At 44.6% G+C, this 17821-nt stretch carries 18 protein-coding genes; 10 read left to right on the forward strand and 8 right to left on the reverse strand.

Features of this window, described 5'->3' with window-relative positions; translation table 11 throughout:
- Positions 1-637: 637 nt before the first annotated feature.
- The 4 genes from NSQ66_RS05525 to NSQ66_RS05540 form a co-directional block, all read right to left on the reverse strand.
- Positions 638-2086 (reverse strand): DHA2 family efflux MFS transporter permease subunit, encoded by a 1449-nt coding sequence (locus NSQ66_RS05525; protein WP_081386716.1) that lies wholly within the window; start codon positions 2084-2086, stop codon positions 638-640.
- Complete coding sequence (gene trxA / locus NSQ66_RS05530) at positions 2055-2369, reverse strand: thioredoxin (protein ID WP_076142441.1); 315 nt, start codon at positions 2367-2369, stop codon at positions 2055-2057. The genes NSQ66_RS05525 and trxA overlap by 32 nt, the downstream gene beginning before the upstream one ends.
- A gap of 676 nt (positions 2370-3045) precedes the next feature.
- Positions 3046-4020 carry an S-layer homology domain-containing protein gene (locus tag NSQ66_RS05535; RefSeq protein WP_051491481.1) on the reverse strand — a complete coding sequence of 325 codons (975 nt, stop codon included), beginning with the start codon at positions 4018-4020 and terminating at the stop codon, positions 3046-3048.
- Between the two features lie 85 nt (positions 4021-4105).
- Positions 4106-4897 carry an SDR family NAD(P)-dependent oxidoreductase gene (locus NSQ66_RS05540; protein ID WP_038569057.1) on the reverse strand — a complete coding sequence of 264 codons (792 nt, stop codon included), beginning with the start codon at positions 4895-4897 and terminating at the stop codon, positions 4106-4108.
- 175 nt (positions 4898-5072) lie between these two features.
- Between NSQ66_RS05540 and NSQ66_RS05545 the strand changes: the two genes are divergently transcribed.
- The 3 genes from NSQ66_RS05545 to NSQ66_RS05555 all read left to right on the forward strand — a co-directional run bounded on the left by NSQ66_RS05545 (position 5073) and on the right by NSQ66_RS05555 (position 8676).
- Positions 5073-7052, forward strand: a complete 1980-nt coding sequence (locus tag NSQ66_RS05545) for a TetM/TetW/TetO/TetS family tetracycline resistance ribosomal protection protein (protein WP_038569059.1) — start codon at positions 5073-5075, stop codon at positions 7050-7052.
- Between the two features lie 311 nt (positions 7053-7363).
- Positions 7364-7888 (forward strand): GNAT family N-acetyltransferase, encoded by a 525-nt coding sequence (locus tag NSQ66_RS05550; protein WP_076142442.1) that lies wholly within the window; start codon positions 7364-7366, stop codon positions 7886-7888.
- Between the two features lie 308 nt (positions 7889-8196).
- Complete coding sequence (locus tag NSQ66_RS05555; RefSeq protein ID WP_076142444.1) at positions 8197-8676, forward strand: hypothetical protein; 480 nt, start codon at positions 8197-8199, stop codon at positions 8674-8676.
- 141 nt (positions 8677-8817) lie between these two features.
- Here NSQ66_RS05555 and NSQ66_RS05560 read toward each other — a convergent pair whose 3' ends face one another.
- Positions 8818-9381, reverse strand: coding sequence for a CGNR zinc finger domain-containing protein (locus NSQ66_RS05560; RefSeq protein ID WP_076129523.1), 564 nt, complete (start codon positions 9379-9381; stop codon positions 8818-8820).
- Between the two features lie 220 nt (positions 9382-9601).
- Between NSQ66_RS05560 and NSQ66_RS05565 the strand changes: the two genes are divergently transcribed.
- From NSQ66_RS05565 to NSQ66_RS05595, 7 genes are all read left to right on the forward strand, one after another.
- Positions 9602-10096 (forward strand): DinB family protein, encoded by a 495-nt coding sequence (locus NSQ66_RS05565; protein WP_036686798.1) that lies wholly within the window; start codon positions 9602-9604, stop codon positions 10094-10096.
- Between the two features lie 300 nt (positions 10097-10396).
- A complete protein-coding gene (locus tag NSQ66_RS05570; RefSeq protein WP_339279621.1) occupies positions 10397-12175 on the forward strand; it encodes a sensor histidine kinase in 1779 nt (592 codons plus the stop codon).
- Positions 12154-12942: a response regulator gene (locus tag NSQ66_RS05575; protein WP_339279623.1), complete on the forward strand. Its 789-nt coding sequence runs from the start codon at positions 12154-12156 to the stop codon at positions 12940-12942. The genes NSQ66_RS05570 and NSQ66_RS05575 overlap by 22 nt, the downstream gene beginning before the upstream one ends.
- A gap of 111 nt (positions 12943-13053) precedes the next feature.
- Entirely contained in the window at positions 13054-14376 is a 1323-nt protein-coding gene (locus tag NSQ66_RS05580; RefSeq protein ID WP_076100035.1) for an extracellular solute-binding protein, read from the forward strand.
- Positions 14377-14477: 101 nt separating this feature from the next.
- Positions 14478-15359: a sugar ABC transporter permease gene (locus NSQ66_RS05585; protein ID WP_036686803.1), complete on the forward strand. Its 882-nt coding sequence runs from the start codon at positions 14478-14480 to the stop codon at positions 15357-15359.
- A 13-nt stretch (positions 15360-15372) separates the two neighbouring features.
- Positions 15373-16263 carry a carbohydrate ABC transporter permease gene (locus NSQ66_RS05590; RefSeq protein WP_036686804.1) on the forward strand — a complete coding sequence of 297 codons (891 nt, stop codon included), beginning with the start codon at positions 15373-15375 and terminating at the stop codon, positions 16261-16263.
- Positions 16264-16385: 122 nt separating this feature from the next.
- Positions 16386-16580, forward strand: a complete 195-nt coding sequence (locus tag NSQ66_RS05595; RefSeq protein ID WP_036686806.1) for a hypothetical protein — start codon at positions 16386-16388, stop codon at positions 16578-16580.
- Positions 16581-16606: 26 nt separating this feature from the next.
- Here the strand turns inward: NSQ66_RS05595 and NSQ66_RS05600 are convergent, their stop codons facing one another.
- From NSQ66_RS05600 to NSQ66_RS05610, 3 genes are all read right to left on the reverse strand, one after another.
- Complete coding sequence (locus NSQ66_RS05600) at positions 16607-17092, reverse strand: hypothetical protein (protein ID WP_076142446.1); 486 nt, start codon at positions 17090-17092, stop codon at positions 16607-16609.
- A 96-nt stretch (positions 17093-17188) separates the two neighbouring features.
- Entirely contained in the window at positions 17189-17320 is a 132-nt protein-coding gene (cmpA, locus tag NSQ66_RS05605; protein ID WP_094903512.1) for a cortex morphogenetic protein CmpA, read from the reverse strand.
- A gap of 64 nt (positions 17321-17384) precedes the next feature.
- Positions 17385-17747 carry a hypothetical protein gene (locus NSQ66_RS05610; protein WP_036686808.1) on the reverse strand — a complete coding sequence of 121 codons (363 nt, stop codon included), beginning with the start codon at positions 17745-17747 and terminating at the stop codon, positions 17385-17387.
- Positions 17748-17821 lie beyond the last annotated feature (74 nt).

Raw genomic sequence — 17821 nt, forward strand, 5'->3', positions numbered from 1 at the left:
TAATCGCTCGAAGTTTGATGTTCATCATCGCCAAATAGCTTCATGCACACAAATATGATCTAATCGCTCGAAGTTTGATGTTCATCATCGTCAAGTAGCTTCATGCATACAAATATGATCTAATCGCTCGAAGTTTGATGTTCATTACCGTCAAATAGCTTCATGCACACAAATATGATCTAATCGCTCGTAGTTTGATAATCCTCACTGCCAAGTAATCAGCATTTCTGAGCCTGAGTTAGCTTGAGGACCCAGATGACGCTATTCGTATGTTTTTAGCGATTGGAGCACAGTTCGGACCCAAGTGCAGCTATTCGTTAGAAATAGGTTCATATTGGGTGCTTTTTGAGACAATAGCGACGATGGAGTCCGATAGCTAACAACAAGTTGGATTATGAGACGATCTATGGGGAATTACCAAAGACGTCCCACCCCTGCTTAAATATGTGTCAGACCCTGGTGGGGCCTCCTCTGTAAAAGTGGGGGCAAAAATTATAATCAGTACAGCTTTTTTTTCGGGAAATATGCTTTAAGCATGGAGTCTCAAGTGCGCTTCAGGAATTTCCCCCTGCACCGGAAGCCACACCAAAAAAACCGGCAGAGGATTCTGCCGGGTAATACAGGATAGATTAAGAAATTAAATATTAGCAGGTTTAAGCTTTCTCGCTTCTTGCAGATGAAAAGACAAGTATAATCCTAATCCGGCAAGAGCCGTCAACGTCCAGAATGCAATGTGGACCCCTTTGAGCATATCCAATGGAAAGGATAAGGAACTGGCACTCGCAGTAGAAGTCATTATCGTTACAAGCAAGGCGCCTCCTATTGAACCGCTGAGCGAGCGCAGCGTGATTGTCATTGGAGAAGCATGTGCAACCATGGTGTTGGGGATACTTGCCATGGCATAGGCCGTAATTGGAGCCATAACTGCCCCTACTCCAAACATAAGCAGGGCATACATTATAACCAGTAGATTAAAGGACGTCTCTGTTGATAACGTGAGGGCAAGAGCCACTGCCATGATCAGAATGAGCAGAAATCCTCCCTGGGTTACGCGGCTAACCCCAAACCGGTCATATAGTCTGCCTGAGATCAGACCGGAGACACCAATCAGCAGTGCACCTGGCAACAACATAAGCCCGGACTCCCTTGGTGTTAAGCCTCTTATCGTCTGTGCATACAGAGGAAGAAGGAGTTCAACTCCCACCATCACCGCAAATAAGATCACCCCCACAATAGAAGAACGGGTAAAGGAGCGGTGCCGAAACAGCTTGAAATCGAGCAAAGGTGCCGTGAGCTTGAGCTGTCTTTTAATAAACAGCGCCACGATCAGGAATCCGGCCAGAAGGATGATCCCTGCGACAACAGGATTTCCCTTTTCTTCCCCGACAATGCTAAAACCATATAATATACCAGCGAATCCGAGTGAAGAGTAGATAATGGACCTGGTGTCGAGCTTGGTCTGATGAGTCTCTCCCACGTTCCGCAGCGTGAAATGCGCTAAGAATAAATTGGCGGCTGCGAGCGGAGCCACAGCATAAAACAACAGTCTCCATGAATGATTCTGAACCACGAACCCAGACAGAGTAGGCCCAAGTGCAGGAGCCAACCCCAGAACCAAACCGACTACTCCCATCGCTGCACCGATTTTCTCCTTCGGGAAGACTCTGAGTATCGTCGTCTGAAACAGAGGGAACAGCAGACCCGCACCGATGCCTTGAACCAAACGCCCCGTCAGGACTAGGGGGAAACTCCAGGCGATCCCGGCAATCAGTGTTCCTGCTGTGAACGCTCCGACAGAGGCCATGAACAAGGCCCTCGTAGTAAACTTTCCGATCAAAAATCCAGCAACAGGAACAGTTATACCTATCATCAGGTAGTACACCGTAATCAGCCACTGCGCTTGATTCTCATGAATGGCAAGATCCTGCATGACACGCGGCAACGCCGTATTTAACATCGTTTGCATTAATTGGGCTAGAAAATTGGCAACCACCAGAGAGGCTACAATAATGCTGGGTTTATTAGTCAAGCTGTCTTCACCGCTTTCAGAGGTATTATTGGGATGCAACGAGCTGCTGCAAGGCATGTATGGATAACATCCCCACCTCTTGTTGCCGTAGTTGTCCATCCTTGAATATGAGTGTGGCCGGTATACTCATCACGTGGTATTTTCCAGTCGTCTCCGGGTTGTCATCCACATTGACCTTCACTACAGTTATTGTAGCATCCGACTCCCGCTCAAACTCTTCCAGCACAGGTGCAAACATCCGGCACGGTCCGCACCAGGGCGCCCAGAAGTTGACTACAGTTATTCCTTTCGATTGAATGAGTTGTGCAAAAGTAGCATCTTCCGCATGGAGAACTGCCATTATGAATCATCCTTTCAAGATTAATAAAATATATTATAGATCCATTATATCTATAATTAGGATAAATAATAGACTTAGTGTATCCACAATATATCTAAATCAGTATTTTGTCAAACCGATTTTCACTTACTCCTGTGCTTGTACATATAAAACAAAAAGATCCGTTAAGTGCGCTTGAAGCAGTTGATAGATCTATGATTGTAAATGATGCGGTCGAGAGGACTCGAACCTCCACGATATTGCTGCCACACGAACCTGAATCGGGCATGCAATTCGGTCACTAGCGGGTTGTAAAATCCTTGTATAATCAAGGATTTTTGCGGTTTTTCTGTTTTTCTCAAGCACAACAAGGGGATGCCGAGTTCACCCAAAACGCAGTCAATTTTGTAAGTTTGAAAGAACTCAGAGAGAACTCAGAGAGAACTAGACAAGAAACAGCTGTGTTTAAGGTCATCTGAGTCCGATAGCGGCGTTACTTAATCAATTAGAGTTCGGAGTTGGGATAAAGGGGGAAGGAACAACAAACAGCAAACAAGGGATGCTTCAGCAGCCATATGATGGCTTTTGAGGCATCCCTTCTCCGTATCTCAGCCGTCATAAACGGCAGCTGGAAGTCCAAATATACACCGCAGTTGCGTTGGACTCTTAACTCTAAAACCTTCAAGTTGAATTTATATTATTGTGCCGCGCTAGAAGACGAATAAGAAGCAGAGCCAGTTACAGGTTGAGCGACAGCTTTGTATCCATCTGGCAGATAAGTGGCAACAGATGCCTTTGTGATCACCTGCGCGTACATTTTCCCTGGTTCAGGAGCAGTCACGTTAAAGTAAATCACAGCCGTATTGTCTTTACCAAATTCGATTCGCTCAATCACCAGCCCATACCCGGGGTTAGGCAGATTATTAACGGTAAGTGTGGCTTTATTTACGCCTTCACCCGCTTTGGTCAACGTAACCTCTGTTTCGTAGGTGGGAGTAGTGGGACTGCCATTAGATACAATTACACGTTTAGCAAAAGCGGCTGCATCATAGATGAGAGCGGCTGCTTCAGAGCGGGTAATAGCATCATTTGGCCGGAAATTACCGTTCTTATCGAGTGTGGCAATATGTGTATTCAGCAGGATCTGGAGACTATTTATAACCTCCGTAGAGAGTTTATCGCCATCCTTAATGTCTACATACATCAGCGTAACAGGGAAGTTACCTTTACTTTGCAGCGCTTGCGTCAATAAGTGAGCGAACTGAGCACGGGTGATGGTTCCGTTAGGATCCACTGTCCGGTCGAGTGAAAGACCATTTTGCTTGGCAGTCAGGAAAGCCGAAGCATACCAGGCTTTGTCGTTTACTTTATCGAAATAATCACTGGCTTTGGAAGAGTTACTACCTACCGCTGGTTGCGGAGTCAGATTCAGACCCCCAACGATGAATTGTATCCCTTGCGCAAAGCTTACCTTAGATTTAGGGGCAAACTTATCTTTGTCTACTCCGTTTATAATCCCCTCTTTATGCAAAGAGTTGATTTTTGCTTCCGCAGGATCACCTTTCAAATCTGAAAAAGCAAAAGCGGATGCCCCAAAAGACACACTCGCTGCCAAAATGCCGCAGGCTATAGTCATTTTTTTAGCGTTATTTATGAATAATGGTTTTTTCATTTGCGTCACCTCCATACTCTTAGATGGTAGATTAGACCAAAATGTTGCATAGATTTTAAAATATTATAACGATTCGAGTAAAAACTTATCCGCGCAGGAGTGACTCGGCACCATCTACATAAATCTCAGTTCCCGTAACATGAAAAGATTCATCCGATGCGAGAAATAATACCAGATTGGCAACCTGCTCAGGCTTACCCGGTGCATTTTCCAGCGGATGATTACCTTCCGGAAATTCCACAGGAATCTTCACTTCTTGAAGATCATCGCTTTTATACGTATTATCTCCAATTTGTGTATCGATTGATCCAGGACAGATGGCATTTACACGGATGCCGTATTGCGCCAGCTCTAGTGCAGCCATTTTCATAAAAGCAACTTGTCCTGCCTTGGAAGATGAGTAAGCGGAAGCGCCAATGTTCGAGAATACTCGGTTGCCGTTAATGGAGCTGGTGATAATGATGCTGCCGCCATTTTCTTTCATATGGGGGATGGCATATTTTACTGTGGCAAAGGTGCTGCGTAGGTTGGTATCCAGTGTCTGGTCCCAATCTTCGATTTCTAGTGTTTCGATTGGAGACCATGTACCATTAATGCCAGCATTGGCAAAAACAATATCAATCTTCTCGGCCGCCTCCCCAACCTTACGAATACTTTCTTCGACCAGACCTGGATTGGAGACATCGCATTCAATTACTGTTGCTGTACCGCCAATAGATTCAATCTCACGTTTAGTTTCATAGGAATCCTCGGGAGTGCGGTCAAGCATATATACCTTAGCTCCGTGTTGGGCAAACCTTATGGCTGTAGCTTTTCCAATACCGGAACCAGCACCTGTAACCACTGCAACTTTATCCTGCAAACGTTTATCTGTCATGATGAATTTCCTCCTCGGCGTTAGATTTCTTATTAGTAATTACATACCCGGCATAGCTGAATCTAACCAATTGAACTGGAGGGTGGAACAACGTGGGTGGATATATTACTATGGAATATAAGGATGTAAATAATATAAATTCAGATAAATCTAGCTCATGATAGGGGAACTATAGATGATTCAGCAGCAGGGAGCAGAACGGATTAATGTGGGGATATTTGCCCATGTGGACGCCGGGAAGACGACAACAACGGAGCATATTTTGTATGAAAGCGGTCGCATTCGCGCGCTTGGCAGCGTAGACACTGGGACGGCATTGACGGATTCAATGGATGTGGAGCGGCAGCGGGGGATATCCGTACGGGCGGCATTGGCTTCTTTTGCTTGGAAAGGTGTGCAGATTAATCTGGTCGATACCCCGGGGCACGTCGATTTTCTGTCCGAAGTTGAGCGGTCTTTGCGGGTGATGGATTGTGCGGTGCTTATTCTTTCAGCCGTGGAGGGTGTGCAGGCCCAAAGTGAGATGATCTGGAACGCGCTGCGGAAGCTGGGAATCCCCACGCTTATTTTTGTGAACAAAATGGATCGCGTAGGCGCTAACCCTGAAGCTGTGCTGGCAGAAGCGCGAAATTATTTGTCTAGTGATATCATTCCAGTTCAGCAACCCATCGGCAAAGAGAAGGGGTACATAGGAGCAAGAGATTTATGGGAGAACGAAGCTGATGCTAGCGCACGAACAGAATTATTAGAGGCGTTAGCGGAACGGGACGAAGAGCTGTTGGAGAAGTATATGTCAGGTAGCACTATTGATTTGGCTGAATGGAAAAAATATATGAAAACAGCCTCCTCATCAGGCCGCTTTTTTCCGATGGTTTATGGCGTCGCCGCCAAGGGGCTTGGGATTACTGCCTTGCTGGATGCGATGGTTGAGTATTTTCCGCGCGCTGGTGGGAATGTGGAGGGGGCGGTGTCAGGCATCGTATACAATATTCAGCGTGATAAAAGTATGGGACGGATGGCGTTTGTCCGCCTTTATGAAGGGACGATCCGTAACCGCGATACGCTGATGAATTATACGCAGGATATTCAGGGGAAAGTGACCCAGATCCGCAAGGTCGAAGGTGGTCGGACCGAGGATGTCGGAGCGCTTGAAGCCGGAGATATTGCTGTTATCTATGGCCTTTCAGGGGTGCGCATCGGAGATGTGCTCGGCCATCCGGGGGCCATTCCGGAGGAGGCGAAGCTGGCTGTGCCGCTGCTAACGGTGCGTGTATTCTGGGAACCAGATGTGGATGACCATAAGGTTATCGGAGCGCTGCAGGAACTGGCGGATGAAGATCCGCTTTTGGATGCGCAGTGGCTGCAGGATGAGCGGGAGCTGCATATCAAAGTAATGGGACCGATTCAGCTGGAGATTCTGAACAGTGTTCTGGAGGAGCGATATGCGCTGAAGGTTACTTTCGGTCAGCCTTCTGTCATATATAAAGAAACGCCAGCCCGTGCCGGGGAAGGTTTTATCGCTTACACGATGCCGAAACCGTGCTGGGCGATTCTACGCTTTCAGATTGAGCCGGGATCTCCGGGCAGTGGTTTAGTCTACGATTCGGTAGTGCGGAGTTCCGACCTGCTGCCGCAATACCAGAGCGAAACCGCACGCCGAGTACCAGAAGCCTTACAACAGGGTTTGTATGGCTGGGAGGTTACCGATCTTAAAGTGACCTTGATCGAGGGACAACATCATGTGTGGCATACCCATCCGCTGGATTTTGCGGTGGCGACTCCGATGGGAATTATGGACGGACTCGCTCGGGTAGGCACTAAACTCCTAGAGCCGATTCTGCAGGTTCGCATCGTGGTTCCTGAGGAGAATGGCGGACGGGTGATGAACGACCTCGTTCAGATGCGCGGCACGTTCGAGCCTCCCGTGCTGCAAGGCGAGCGGATGATCATCGAAGGACGTCTGCCGCTGGCAACATCGCTCGATTATCCCGTCAGCTTAAGCTCCTACACGAAGGGGCGCAGCACGTTTACTTCTTTTTTTGCCGGCTATGAAGAATGTCCACCAGACGTATCTGCTGAGCGCACCCGCCGGGGCGTGAACCCACTTGATCAGGCGAAATATATATTAAGTGTGCGAAAGGCACTGCAAGGTTAAATTGAGCTTGAGTGTTAAATAGGCTGACGGGGAATAAAAAACTAGAGAGTGTGCGAGGATGTTGGTACTAAGATATACTCAGAAAACTATTAGAAGATATGAAAGTAGCTCCAGTAGAAGTAGAAGTAGAAGTAGAAGAGATCTCCTCGTTTTTTAGTTGGCATGTGAATATTATACAGCTCAGAAAAACATATCAATTCAGTAGCCCAAAGTGATTTCAATAGTTTGTTTGAGAGGAATAAGTGGTTGAACACTAGTCAATGTTGGACTAGCTGAAGCTTTTATCGGAAATCTAAGGGGGAATTAAATTGATGATTAGAGAAGCAACAGCTAGTGATATAGACGGGATCGCTTTTGTCCACGCTGCGAGTTGGAAAACCACATACAGAGGGCTAATATCAGATGAGTTTCTCGATAAAATTACAGTGGAAGCTAGAAGGAAGCTCTGGATTCGGAATTTTGAAACACCCAATAAAGACGAGGTTATGTATGTGGCTGAAGATGAGGCTGGGACGATTATTGGTTTTGCAAATGGAGGAGCGCGAAGAGGGTCAGATCTCTCTGATCTCTATGATGCGGAGCTATATGCACTCTATTTGCTTAAGGAACAGCAAGGAAAGGGTCTTGGAAGGCAACTCATAAGAAGCGTAGCACAGAATTTATTGGAGAAAAATTATAGCTCGTTCATGACTTGGGTGGTAACAGGAAATCCCGCGATTCATTTCTACCACAAAGTGGGTGGGCAATCTGTTGCGACAAAAGAAGTGAAGCTTGGGAATGAGATTGTTGAAGAGATCATGATCGGGTGGAGGGATATTGGGGTTGTTGGGGATTAAGAGCCAAGGAGAGCGATGTGCAGAAGCTTTTAACTGTATTTTGTACAACTATAATCCCACAAATAACCCGCCAAAGGATATAACTGTATTTCGTACACCTATTTTTGTGATTTATTACTCTATGGGCACATTTTCTAGTTTTTAAGTGTACAGAATACAATTAAAGTCCTGATGATCCCCCTTGGATGCGGAATAAGTGTATGAAATGCAGTTATTTTACGAGTTCATAAAGCTCAGTGCACAAAACTATCTAGAGAAGGCCAGGTTTTTTTCGCTAAAAAATATGATGAGTTAAAGGTTGTGAGAAAGTGAGTGATAAACAAGCACGGCTATTTCGTATGGAGCAACTGAAAAAAAGAGTGAAAATAGAAAACCCACTAGGTTCTCTTTACAGTGAGTGTATCGAAGCTTTAGGTCCCAACACAAGAATATATAGTTTAGAAAAGTCGTCCGAGATTGTATCTATGATGGAGAGTATAGTTAATTTCACACAGTGGGCGCGGATTGACTGGGAATCTATTGATCAAAAGAAATCCTTTAAGACGCCGGAAGAATTGAAAGACATAGAATCTATTTTATTGCGTGATAACTATTTTATTGTGTGGAATGAGATCAATCTTCCGGTAGTGGAAACTAATTTAAATAATATTATAAATAACTTCAATGATGTTATTGCTGTTGGATTTGATACATGGATTATAAATATGGATAAAGGAATTATCATTGAAAGCTATCACGAGGGGGATCTGACAGTGGGTTGGATCACGCCTCCCTCACTACCAGCTTAACTATAGGCTCTAATGGATGCATAGAGAGTGAAAAATGTACGTAATTCACACTGCGCTAATAACCTCAAGTTTATTCTTCCTACACGGAACAAGCTTACATTAAGTATAAGAGTTTTAATATGAACTATTAGCCTATAGACTCTATTCCCCCTCAGACTCAGCCTTCTTCCGCGCCCGGAAGCGCCGCACCTTCATAAGGTTGCCACAAGCTTTGTCATCGCAGTATCGCTTGGAACGGTTGCGTGTATCATCGTAATAGACCCAGAGGCAATCGGGATTCTCGCAGATGCGGAATCTGGTGGGTTCTTTTTCAAGCAATGCCTCGGCAAAAGACGCCGCAATCTCCGCCATCACCTGTTCCCAACCGCTATGGAGTGGCAACAGCTTTATTTCCGCTTGCTCGTCGCTTTTCCATACAATTCGCCGTGTAACAGGACCCTTGTCCAAATAGATATTGAGCTGTTCAAGCATTTCTCCATACACCGAGTTTCCTTGCACAATAGCCTGTACCCAGTTCCATAGTAGTGAGCGAAGCTTTTTAAGCTGCGCCATTTCTATCGTGTTCGGCATCTGTGTTTCTAAAAGAGAATACTCCTTCAGCCATTTAAAAACCCATTCTTCTTCATCGAGCCTGTCCCGATCTTTATTCTTATCTCCTGTTCGCCAATCCCGCCAGTAGCTGTTAATGAAATCCTCCCACAACACGGTCTGTTCATCCTTTCCGATTCAACGCTCATTACAAATCATTGTAACAGTTAAAAATAAGTTTAGCTAGTTACTTGAATACAATCTGGAAATATGCTACATTTCTTTTGTAACCACTATATTATGGTTTAAGTAGTTACATATTAGTTCGCTTTGAAGTAGTTCTTTTTGAAGCTACACCATGAAGTTTATGCTTACACAAATTTTTAGGAGGTTGAACATGCAAAATAAAATCAGTGAGGTCTTGCTCCAAAATTGGGATTATTGCATGGATATCGAGGATTGGGCTCCGCCGCTTAGCGATGCGCTGGAAGGTGTGGATAGCAAACAGGCTCTTTGGAAGCCAGAGGGTGGGGCGGCCAATTCTATCTGGGAAACGGTTAACCATCTAACTTATTATAAGGTGCGTTTGCTGCGAAAGCTAAAAGGGTTGCCCAAACAACCCGATGCTGAAAGCAACGATGATACCTTTACTGTAACAGCTGAAGGAGAAGAAGCATGGGCGAAAGCCGTTGCAGACCTGAAGGACGTGCATGCTGCTCTTAGAGAAATCATTGAAGCGTTGGAAGAAGGCGCGTATGATTGGGGCGGTTCGGGTCATGCGCCAGGGGAAGAAGTAATGAGCCTTATCCTACACGATTCTTACCATACTGGACAAATTATTATGCTGCGTAAATTGCAGGGTTCTTGGGTGTCCAACCGTAGTTTTAATTAGAACCTCCACATTTAAAAATACAAGCCGTACACTGCTATTCCGGTATACCCGGGTCAGCGGAGGTACGGTTTTTTTTGTGCAACTCTGGTAGGCACGAGTATATATTCTATATTGTTTTTTTTGGTTGATTTGGATAAATTAAAACGCGATATGGATATGGGCTCAGAAACTAATCACTGATATCATATAATCCAAAGGCTGAATTAACAAAGAACTAGAGCTGCAGATGATTCCTGAAGATTTAAGGGTCATCTTTTTTGATGAGGAATCAAGTTTATCAGGCGGAAGGGAGTGTAAAGATTGACGAGGTTTGGACAGTTAAACACATTGCGTAATCAAATTTTCCTGGGTTTTATGTTTGTCATGGTGATCGTACTAGCCACGGTTGGTTTTTTTATGTACGGGCAAGTTTCGGTTCTATTACGCAATAGTGCGGAGAAGCACATTGAACAGACTGCAGTTCAGGCAACGGGCAAATTGGATGTACTGATCCGGCAGATTAATACGTTGACGGCGCAAGTGGCAACCAACGCCTCCATTCAGCGATTGCTCGCTCAAGAGGCTGAAGGAAAGCCGATCAGCTTCGCCGAACGTCAAACCATCCAGCAGGAAGTACGTAAATATGAGGCGTATGCGACAGGGATTCGTTCCATTGAGCTGTATGCAGGTGATTATCAGAAATTACTTTCGGTTGATGACGCCAGCCTGAACAATCGAGTATCCGAAGAATGGATCAGCCGGGTGGACGAGGGCAAAGGACGTCTCGTATGGTTTGGACTTGACCCGCGGAATTCGGATATCGTCATTGCGATTCGTAATATTAGGCTGATTGATCATTCATTCACGAAAGCTGGCTATATTATGGTTCAAATTGAGAAAAGTTACTTCCAGCTTACGGATGAGGTGGACAGCTCACAGGCGGAAACGCGTGAATTAATGAGATTATTTGATGAAGCGGGACGGCAAATTTCTTCCGATTTTTCCGTAAATGTCAATGCAAATAAGATACTGGATCATGGAGGAGAAAAGGTTGAGGTTGGCGGAGAAGACTACATTGTAATTCAGAAGCAGTCCAAGGCAACAGGTTGGAGGCTAGTAATCCTTACTCCAGTTGACTATACGACAGAGGGGATATCTGTCCTTCGTACAGCGATCATCGTATCCGGTGTTGTTGGCAGTTTATTGTTTCTCATCTTTACTTTTATTTTATCCACGATGATTACACGGCCCATACTGAATTTGATAAAAGTGATGCGCGGTTCACGATTTGGAACCTTGAAACCGATTTCAGTCACTTCTACCACTATGGAGATCAATGAGCTCAATAATACTTACAACCAGATGGTTCACTCTCTGAATGAACTAATTGAAGTCGTCTATCAGAAGGAGATCGTCCAGAGTCGCACAGAATTAAAGGCACTTCAGGCTCAAATCAATCCGCACTTTCTATTTAACACATTAGAAGCATTCTACTGGGCCCTCGATGAAAAAGGTGAGGAGGAATTAGCTCAAATTGTGGTTGATATGTCGGGGCTTTTTCGTTATGTCATCAATCGAACTGATGATGATGAATGGGTGACTATCGGCGATGAGCTCGACCATGCCGAAAGATATTTGAAGATTATGGAGATGCGTATGCTCGACAGGTTATCCTGGCGGATTGAGTCAGATGAAGCTTGCCGAAGTGTCCCGCTACCGAAGCTGTTAATCCAGCCTCTTGTCGAAAATGCGATTCTTCATGGCGTAGAGCAAAGGGTTGGACCGGGGACAGTCATGCTAATTGTCAGACCTTCAAGTCGTCCGGGATATACATTGGTTACGGTAACTGACGATGGTCCAGGGATGGATGCAGCAAAGATATCGTCTATCTATCACACCATGGAGAAGGGGAGCATGAGGTCTTCCAAAGGGACTGGGATTGGTATTGCTAATATAGAGCGGAGACTGAAACTCAGTTACGTAGACAATACGGACGGGCTTGAAATACGAAGTGAAGAAGGTTATGGAACTAGCATCTCTTTTGAAATACCAAATGAACCTGGAGAGGGGAAAAACACGTGGAAACTATACTCATCGTAGATGATGAACCGAGAACAAGAGAAGGGGTTCGTAAAACATTAGAAGCCTGGTCATCCGGTCAATATCGCATCGAAACCGCAGCAAGCGGTGTTGAAGCACTGGCATGGCTGCAAAATAACGAAGTTAATCTGCTTATTACCGATGTGCGCATGCCTGAGATTGGAGGGCTAGAATTAGTTGAAAAGCTGAACGAAATGCCTCATCCTCCAGTGGTTATTGTGATCTCCGGCCATCCTGAATTTGACTATGCACAGAAAGCCTTGCAGTTTGGTGTGGTTGAATATTTACTGAAGCCACTCGACAAAACGAAGCTGGTCCGAGCAGTGGAACTGGCATTGAAACGCAAGGAGGATATATATCGAATCGAACGAATGGAGAAGCTGATCGATCCCAAGCTTATGGAAACGGTACAGCAGGAGAAAGTGTATAGCACTCAAGTGCGTGAGGCACTCCAATACTTAGACGAACATCTTCACGAATCGATATCCATGCGTGATATAGCGGAGCAATTACACATGAATGCCAGCTATTTCAGCGTCCTTTTCAAAGAGCAGACGGGATTGACTTACAGTGAATATGTAACGAGAAGGAGAATACAACGAGCCAAAGAACTACTGGTGAGCACACGGCTGTCCATTGCTGAAATCGCGGAACAAGTAGGCTATCAAACGGCCAAATATTTTGTGAAGGTATTTCGTGCACTCGAAAATGTTAGTCCAGGGCAATACCGCCAGAACGTCATGACCACGGAGGAAAGAATCCAATAATAGTGGTATTAGTCCCAATCCTTATGACCTTACGACATCATGGGATCCAAGCTACAATTTAGTTAAGCGGTTACAAGGCCGCTAGACAACAATAGAAAAGGGGTTGTAAGCGTGCGCAATAAAAAATGGACAATATTGTTCTTAACGATGTGCCTCGTTCTTGTCACAGCTGGTTGTGGTCAAAAAGATAACAATGCAGGTGAATCTAAAGGTAGTGCAAATGGGGGAAGCGACAAAGTCACCGTTAACTTCATGCATTTATGGCCAGAAGGTGTTTCTGCCGGGCAAAATAAAATTGTTAATCAAATCATTAAAGAATATCAAACAGAGCATCCCAATGTTGTGATCAAGCAAGAGGTTCTGGACAACGAGCAATACAAAAATAAGCTGAAGGTATTGTCTGCTTCTAACGAATTGCCAGACGTTGGGGTAACTTGGGCCGCTGGCTTTTTGCAGCCTTACGTTGAAGGAAATCTCTTCGCTCCTGTAGATGACTTGTTGAATGGTGAATTAAAAGACAAGTTCGTCGCAGGAACTACAGAAGCTTATGCTATTAACGATAAAACGTATGCGCTTCCACTTGAGTTTAACATCGCACCTATCTACTACAATAAAGCTATTTTTGAAAAATATAATCTTGAGGTCCCACAAACCTACGATCAGTTTAAGCAAGTTGTAAAAACACTATCTGAAGGGGGCATTGCACCGATTGCTCTCGGCAATAAGGATCGCTGGACAGGATCGCTTTGGTATATGTATCTGGCTGATCGGATCGCAGGCCAACAGGCACTTGCAGGTGCGATCAGTGGATCAGGCTCATTTATGGATGAAGGATTAGTAAAGGCGGCTTCTGAGGTTCAATCACTTGTTGACAGCAATGCATTTGTTAAGGGTTTCAACGGTTTATCAAATGAAGAGGCAAAATCAGAGTTCGTAAATGGCAAGGCAGCAATGTACATGATGGGATCATGGGATCTGCCAAATTTCACAACCAATGAAGAAATTCCACTGGAATTCCGTAATAGTGTTGGTTTCTTCAAATTCCCGACAGTTGAAGGCGGGAAGGGCGACATTAATAGCTGGGTAGGTGGACCAGGCGTAGGATTATTTGTTGCTGAGAACTCTGAGGTAAAAGAAGAAGCAAAATTATTCGTCGAGTATTTCGTATCCAAATGGGGAGAGCAATCCGTAACTGGAGCAGGCGTTATTCCAGCTACGAAGGTGGACACCGCCACACTGGATCTACCACAGCTGTACATCGATTTGTTTAACGAAATGAACAAGGCTAGCAGCATCACTTTATTCGCAGATGTTCAAATGCGTGCCAATGCAGCAGAAACGCATCTGAATATGATCCAGGCTCTTTTTGGCAAAGCGGTGACGCCGGAGAAGTATTCTGAGGAGCATGACGCAGCCATCTCCAAAGGCAACTAAAGCTTCGACAACTAGGTGAAGGGGACAATTAGCTTATCCGGCAGCGTGATGCCGGATAAGCCTTTCCTCAAACGGTTTATGAAGGAAAGGAGTCGGACACTTTGGATAAAGTGATGTCTAACAAAAAAATAATCGCGTTATACGTATTTCCCGCCTTGCTTCTCATTCTGGCTATTGTATATATTCCGATTGTTCTAACGGGTTATTACGGACTGAATAAATGGAATGGTATAGGCGCTCTGACTTTTATCGGATTTGATAACTATAAAGCTTTGCTAACAGACCAAACCTTCTGGAATAGTGCTTGGCACTCTCTGCAGTTAGCGTTGTTTTCTACCCTAAGTCTCATTATTTATTTGGCAATTGCTATGGTATTAGCCGCCCGGATCAAGGGAGCTAACTTGTTTCGCAAAATATATCTGATTCCGATGCTGTTATCGTCCGTTGCGATTGCGCAGCTTTGGCTAAGAATTTATCATCCGACGAACGGAATTGTGAACAGCTTATTAGTTTCCATTGGTTTTGCTAATCCTCCTGCATGGCTTGCAGAGCCTACATTAGTTTTGTTTGCTTTATTTATTCCCATTCTGTGGCAATATGCTGGTTTCTATATTCTGATCTATTACGCAGCACTCAAGAATATCCCGACCTCTCTGGAAGAGGCAGCAAAGATTGACGGAGCCTCTGCCTTACAAATCGCTTGGAAAATTAAGCTTCCACTCGCAATGGAAGTCATCAAAGTTACGATTGTTCTAGCCGTTGTAGGTTCTCTGAAGTATTTTGACTTAATCTTTGTTATGACGGATGGAGGTCCTAATGGCTCTAGTGAAGTGATGGCGTCTTATATGTATCATCAGGCTTTTCGGGCTTATGATTTTGGCTACGGGAGTGCAATTGGATTCTTCCTGCTCGTCATCTGTCTCGTCATTACTTGGGTCATTCGCAAATTAACTGCTACGAAAGATTCGATCCAATACTCATAAGGAGGGGCGCTTCATGATGTCTGGAACTGCAGGAAGGCTAGAAATCGGGCCAAAGACAGGCGGCGCAGGTGCGGAGATCACACGTAAATTCGGCTACTCATTGCTATATATCGTGTTGATTGCCGTTGCTGCTCTGCAATTGTTTCCGCTTGTATGGCTGCTGTTTTTCTCATTAAAAAATAATCAGGAAGTGTTCAACCTTCCTGCTCTATCGTTGCCGATGAATCCTCACTGGGAGAATTACGCGAAGGTCTGGAATGTAGGGAACATCAACGTGTATTTCTTCAACAGCGTATGGATTACCATCGTGGCTACGGTGTTAACGGTTATCTTCGGGAGCTTGGTTACGTATGCAGTTACCAGGATGAAATGGAAGGGAAGCTCGTTCGTACTGGGTTTGTTTATGGTAGCGATGATGATTCCTGTTCACTCCACGCTTATTCCGTTATTTAGTATATTCAATAAGATTGGCTTAACGGATCACCCTTTGTCACTTATTTTGTCTTATGTCGCTTTTAACATGCCGATAACGATTATGATTTTGCTGGGTTTCTATTACGCACTGCCACGCGAAGTGGAAGAGGCCGCGGTTATTGATGGTTGTTCCGTGAACAGAATGTTTTTTAGAATTATACTTCCTATGACAAGCTCGGTGATCGCGACTACAGCCATTATTAATATGATCTATAACTGGAACGAATTTATTTTTGTAAACACATTTATTAGTTCTGATTCTTACAAGACGCTGACCGTGGGGGTGCAAAACTTCATTGGTCAATATACAACGGATTGGGGTGCGATCGGGGCAACGCTTATGATCAGTATTTTGCCTATCCTGATTACATTCCTGTTCCTCAGTAACCGTATCGTTGAGGGAATTGCGGCGGGTTCGGTTAAAGGGTAAGTAGAAAGAAGACCTGAATTTCTCAGCTCGAAAAGCTGAAGAGAATTCCGGTCTTTTTTTTTAATCCAATCTAGAATTTTGATTCAATCCTGAAAGCCTCGGGTTAATGGAGGCTATCAAAGATGAACATTCGAAAGGAGAGATTGCTGATGGAACCGGGCTATAAGGATAGAAGTGTTGAAGTGGAGCATAGGGAGGTACAACGGAAATCGGATTCCAGCGTTGTCGCATCTACCTTTATTAAATATGCTGCTTACATTATAATATTTTTTGGTTTTCTGTTCTTTTTGGTTAAATATGTATTTCCTAAGTTTTAATAAGAATTGATTCTTAAGGCGGAGTTTTATTGTTTCTCTGCGATGATCTTTTTTATTACTGCTATAGTTTCTGGTGCAGCATTCTCCAGCATAAACTCAATTGCAGCGAACTGCCGCATAACGTACCTGTGCTCAAGCTTCTCTAAAGGGTTGAAAAAGCCTTTCGGATAATCGATAATCTCCAGATCCCGCTCCGTGACCTGTCCTATGTATTCAAAGGCGTATTTGAATGTACCTTCTGAAATATATAAATCGACGACGTCTTCAATTCGCTTGCGATCAATATGATCCACGACAGTTAGATAATTAGGTGCACTCCAGTAGGCCCCATTTAGACAAGCACCACTTTGGATGTATTCTTGTCGGATCGCTTCGATGTTCTTGAAGGTGTAGAAATCCGATGCCCAGCGGGAGCGGTCAGGGAATGTGACTATGACATAGAGATTATAATTGTCCTCTTCCTCAGTCCCACTTTCCGGAGACAGCTGTATATGTCTTGTTCTACTGATCATGATTATAAGTCCCCTTTCTTAACAAAAACGGATACCGTCTTTTTAAAAGACGATATCCGCTGCTTTAAAGATGTCCTAGATCTTAATCATCCGAGGCTATAACTTCATCTCATTACTCGATTCCGCAGAATTACGATAAAAGAACCAGCACTCATTCAGCAGCTTGATCTGACGGCGGTCTTTTTTGTAATAGGCTTTCATTAGCTGATGGCAGAGCCACTGTGGCAAGCGAATCCCTCCTCTAACAACTTACGTAAGTTAGAATATGGAGAAATAAGCCTAAAGGTGCGGATTACAGTAGGCTTTCTGCTTCCTCTTCGTACCACTGCTCCAATTGAGCCTGTAGCGCTCGGATCTCAGTAAGCAGGGAGATCAGTGGGTAGTTCTTCTGCTCTTGAACAGAGGCGAAGGCCTGCTCCAATCTATTGATATAATCCAGACCGGACTCCAGGGAGTAATCCTCACGTAACAGATCCAGCGAGTCACATTCGGCGATGGCTAAGGGCAGATCCGGAACATTATCGGCTGTCAGCTTGTCGATTTCTTTGTTCAGGCGTAAATTGAGCGCACTTAGTTGGTACGCATATTCCTCAGGCATTTCCACGAATTGTAATTCTTGATTTTGCTGCAAAATTACATACCGCATTTTCGGCATTGTTCATTCTCCCTCCGTACTTGTCTTCCTTCTTGACAGTTTAGCCTATGCACAAGTTACAATTCAAGTAGAGA

This window comes from Paenibacillus sp. FSL H3-0329 (assembly GCF_037963285.1).
GTDB classification, from domain to species: domain Bacteria; phylum Bacillota; class Bacilli; order Paenibacillales; family Paenibacillaceae; genus Paenibacillus_AQ; species Paenibacillus_AQ odorifer.

Bases quoted from the DNA above. Each gene is read 5' to 3' on its own strand.
- NSQ66_RS05540 (WP_038569057.1), bottom strand. From the start codon at position 4,897: ATGACAGATAAACGTTTGCAGGATAAAGTTGCAGTGGTTACAGGTGCT.
- NSQ66_RS05600 (WP_076142446.1), bottom strand. From the start codon at position 17,092: ATGATCAGTAGAACAAGACATATACAGCTGTCTCCGGAAAGTGGGACT.
- NSQ66_RS05595 (WP_036686806.1), top strand. From the start codon at position 16,386: ATGAACATTCGAAAGGAGAGATTGCTGATGGAACCGGGCTATAAGGAT.
- NSQ66_RS05545 (WP_038569059.1), top strand. From the start codon at position 5,073: ATGATTCAGCAGCAGGGAGCAGAACGGATTAATGTGGGGATATTTGCC.
- NSQ66_RS05610 (WP_036686808.1), bottom strand. From the start codon at position 17,747: ATGCCGAAAATGCGGTATGTAATTTTGCAGCAAAATCAAGAATTACAA.
- NSQ66_RS05565 (WP_036686798.1), top strand. From the start codon at position 9,602: ATGCAAAATAAAATCAGTGAGGTCTTGCTCCAAAATTGGGATTATTGC.
- NSQ66_RS05590 (WP_036686804.1), top strand. From the start codon at position 15,373: ATGATGTCTGGAACTGCAGGAAGGCTAGAAATCGGGCCAAAGACAGGC.
- trxA (WP_076142441.1), bottom strand. From the start codon at position 2,369: ATGGCAGTTCTCCATGCGGAAGATGCTACTTTTGCACAACTCATTCAA.
- NSQ66_RS05550 (WP_076142442.1), top strand. From the start codon at position 7,364: ATGATTAGAGAAGCAACAGCTAGTGATATAGACGGGATCGCTTTTGTC.
- NSQ66_RS05535 (WP_051491481.1), bottom strand. From the start codon at position 4,020: ATGAAAAAACCATTATTCATAAATAACGCTAAAAAAATGACTATAGCC.
- NSQ66_RS05525 (WP_081386716.1), bottom strand. From the start codon at position 2,086: ATGCCTTGCAGCAGCTCGTTGCATCCCAATAATACCTCTGAAAGCGGT.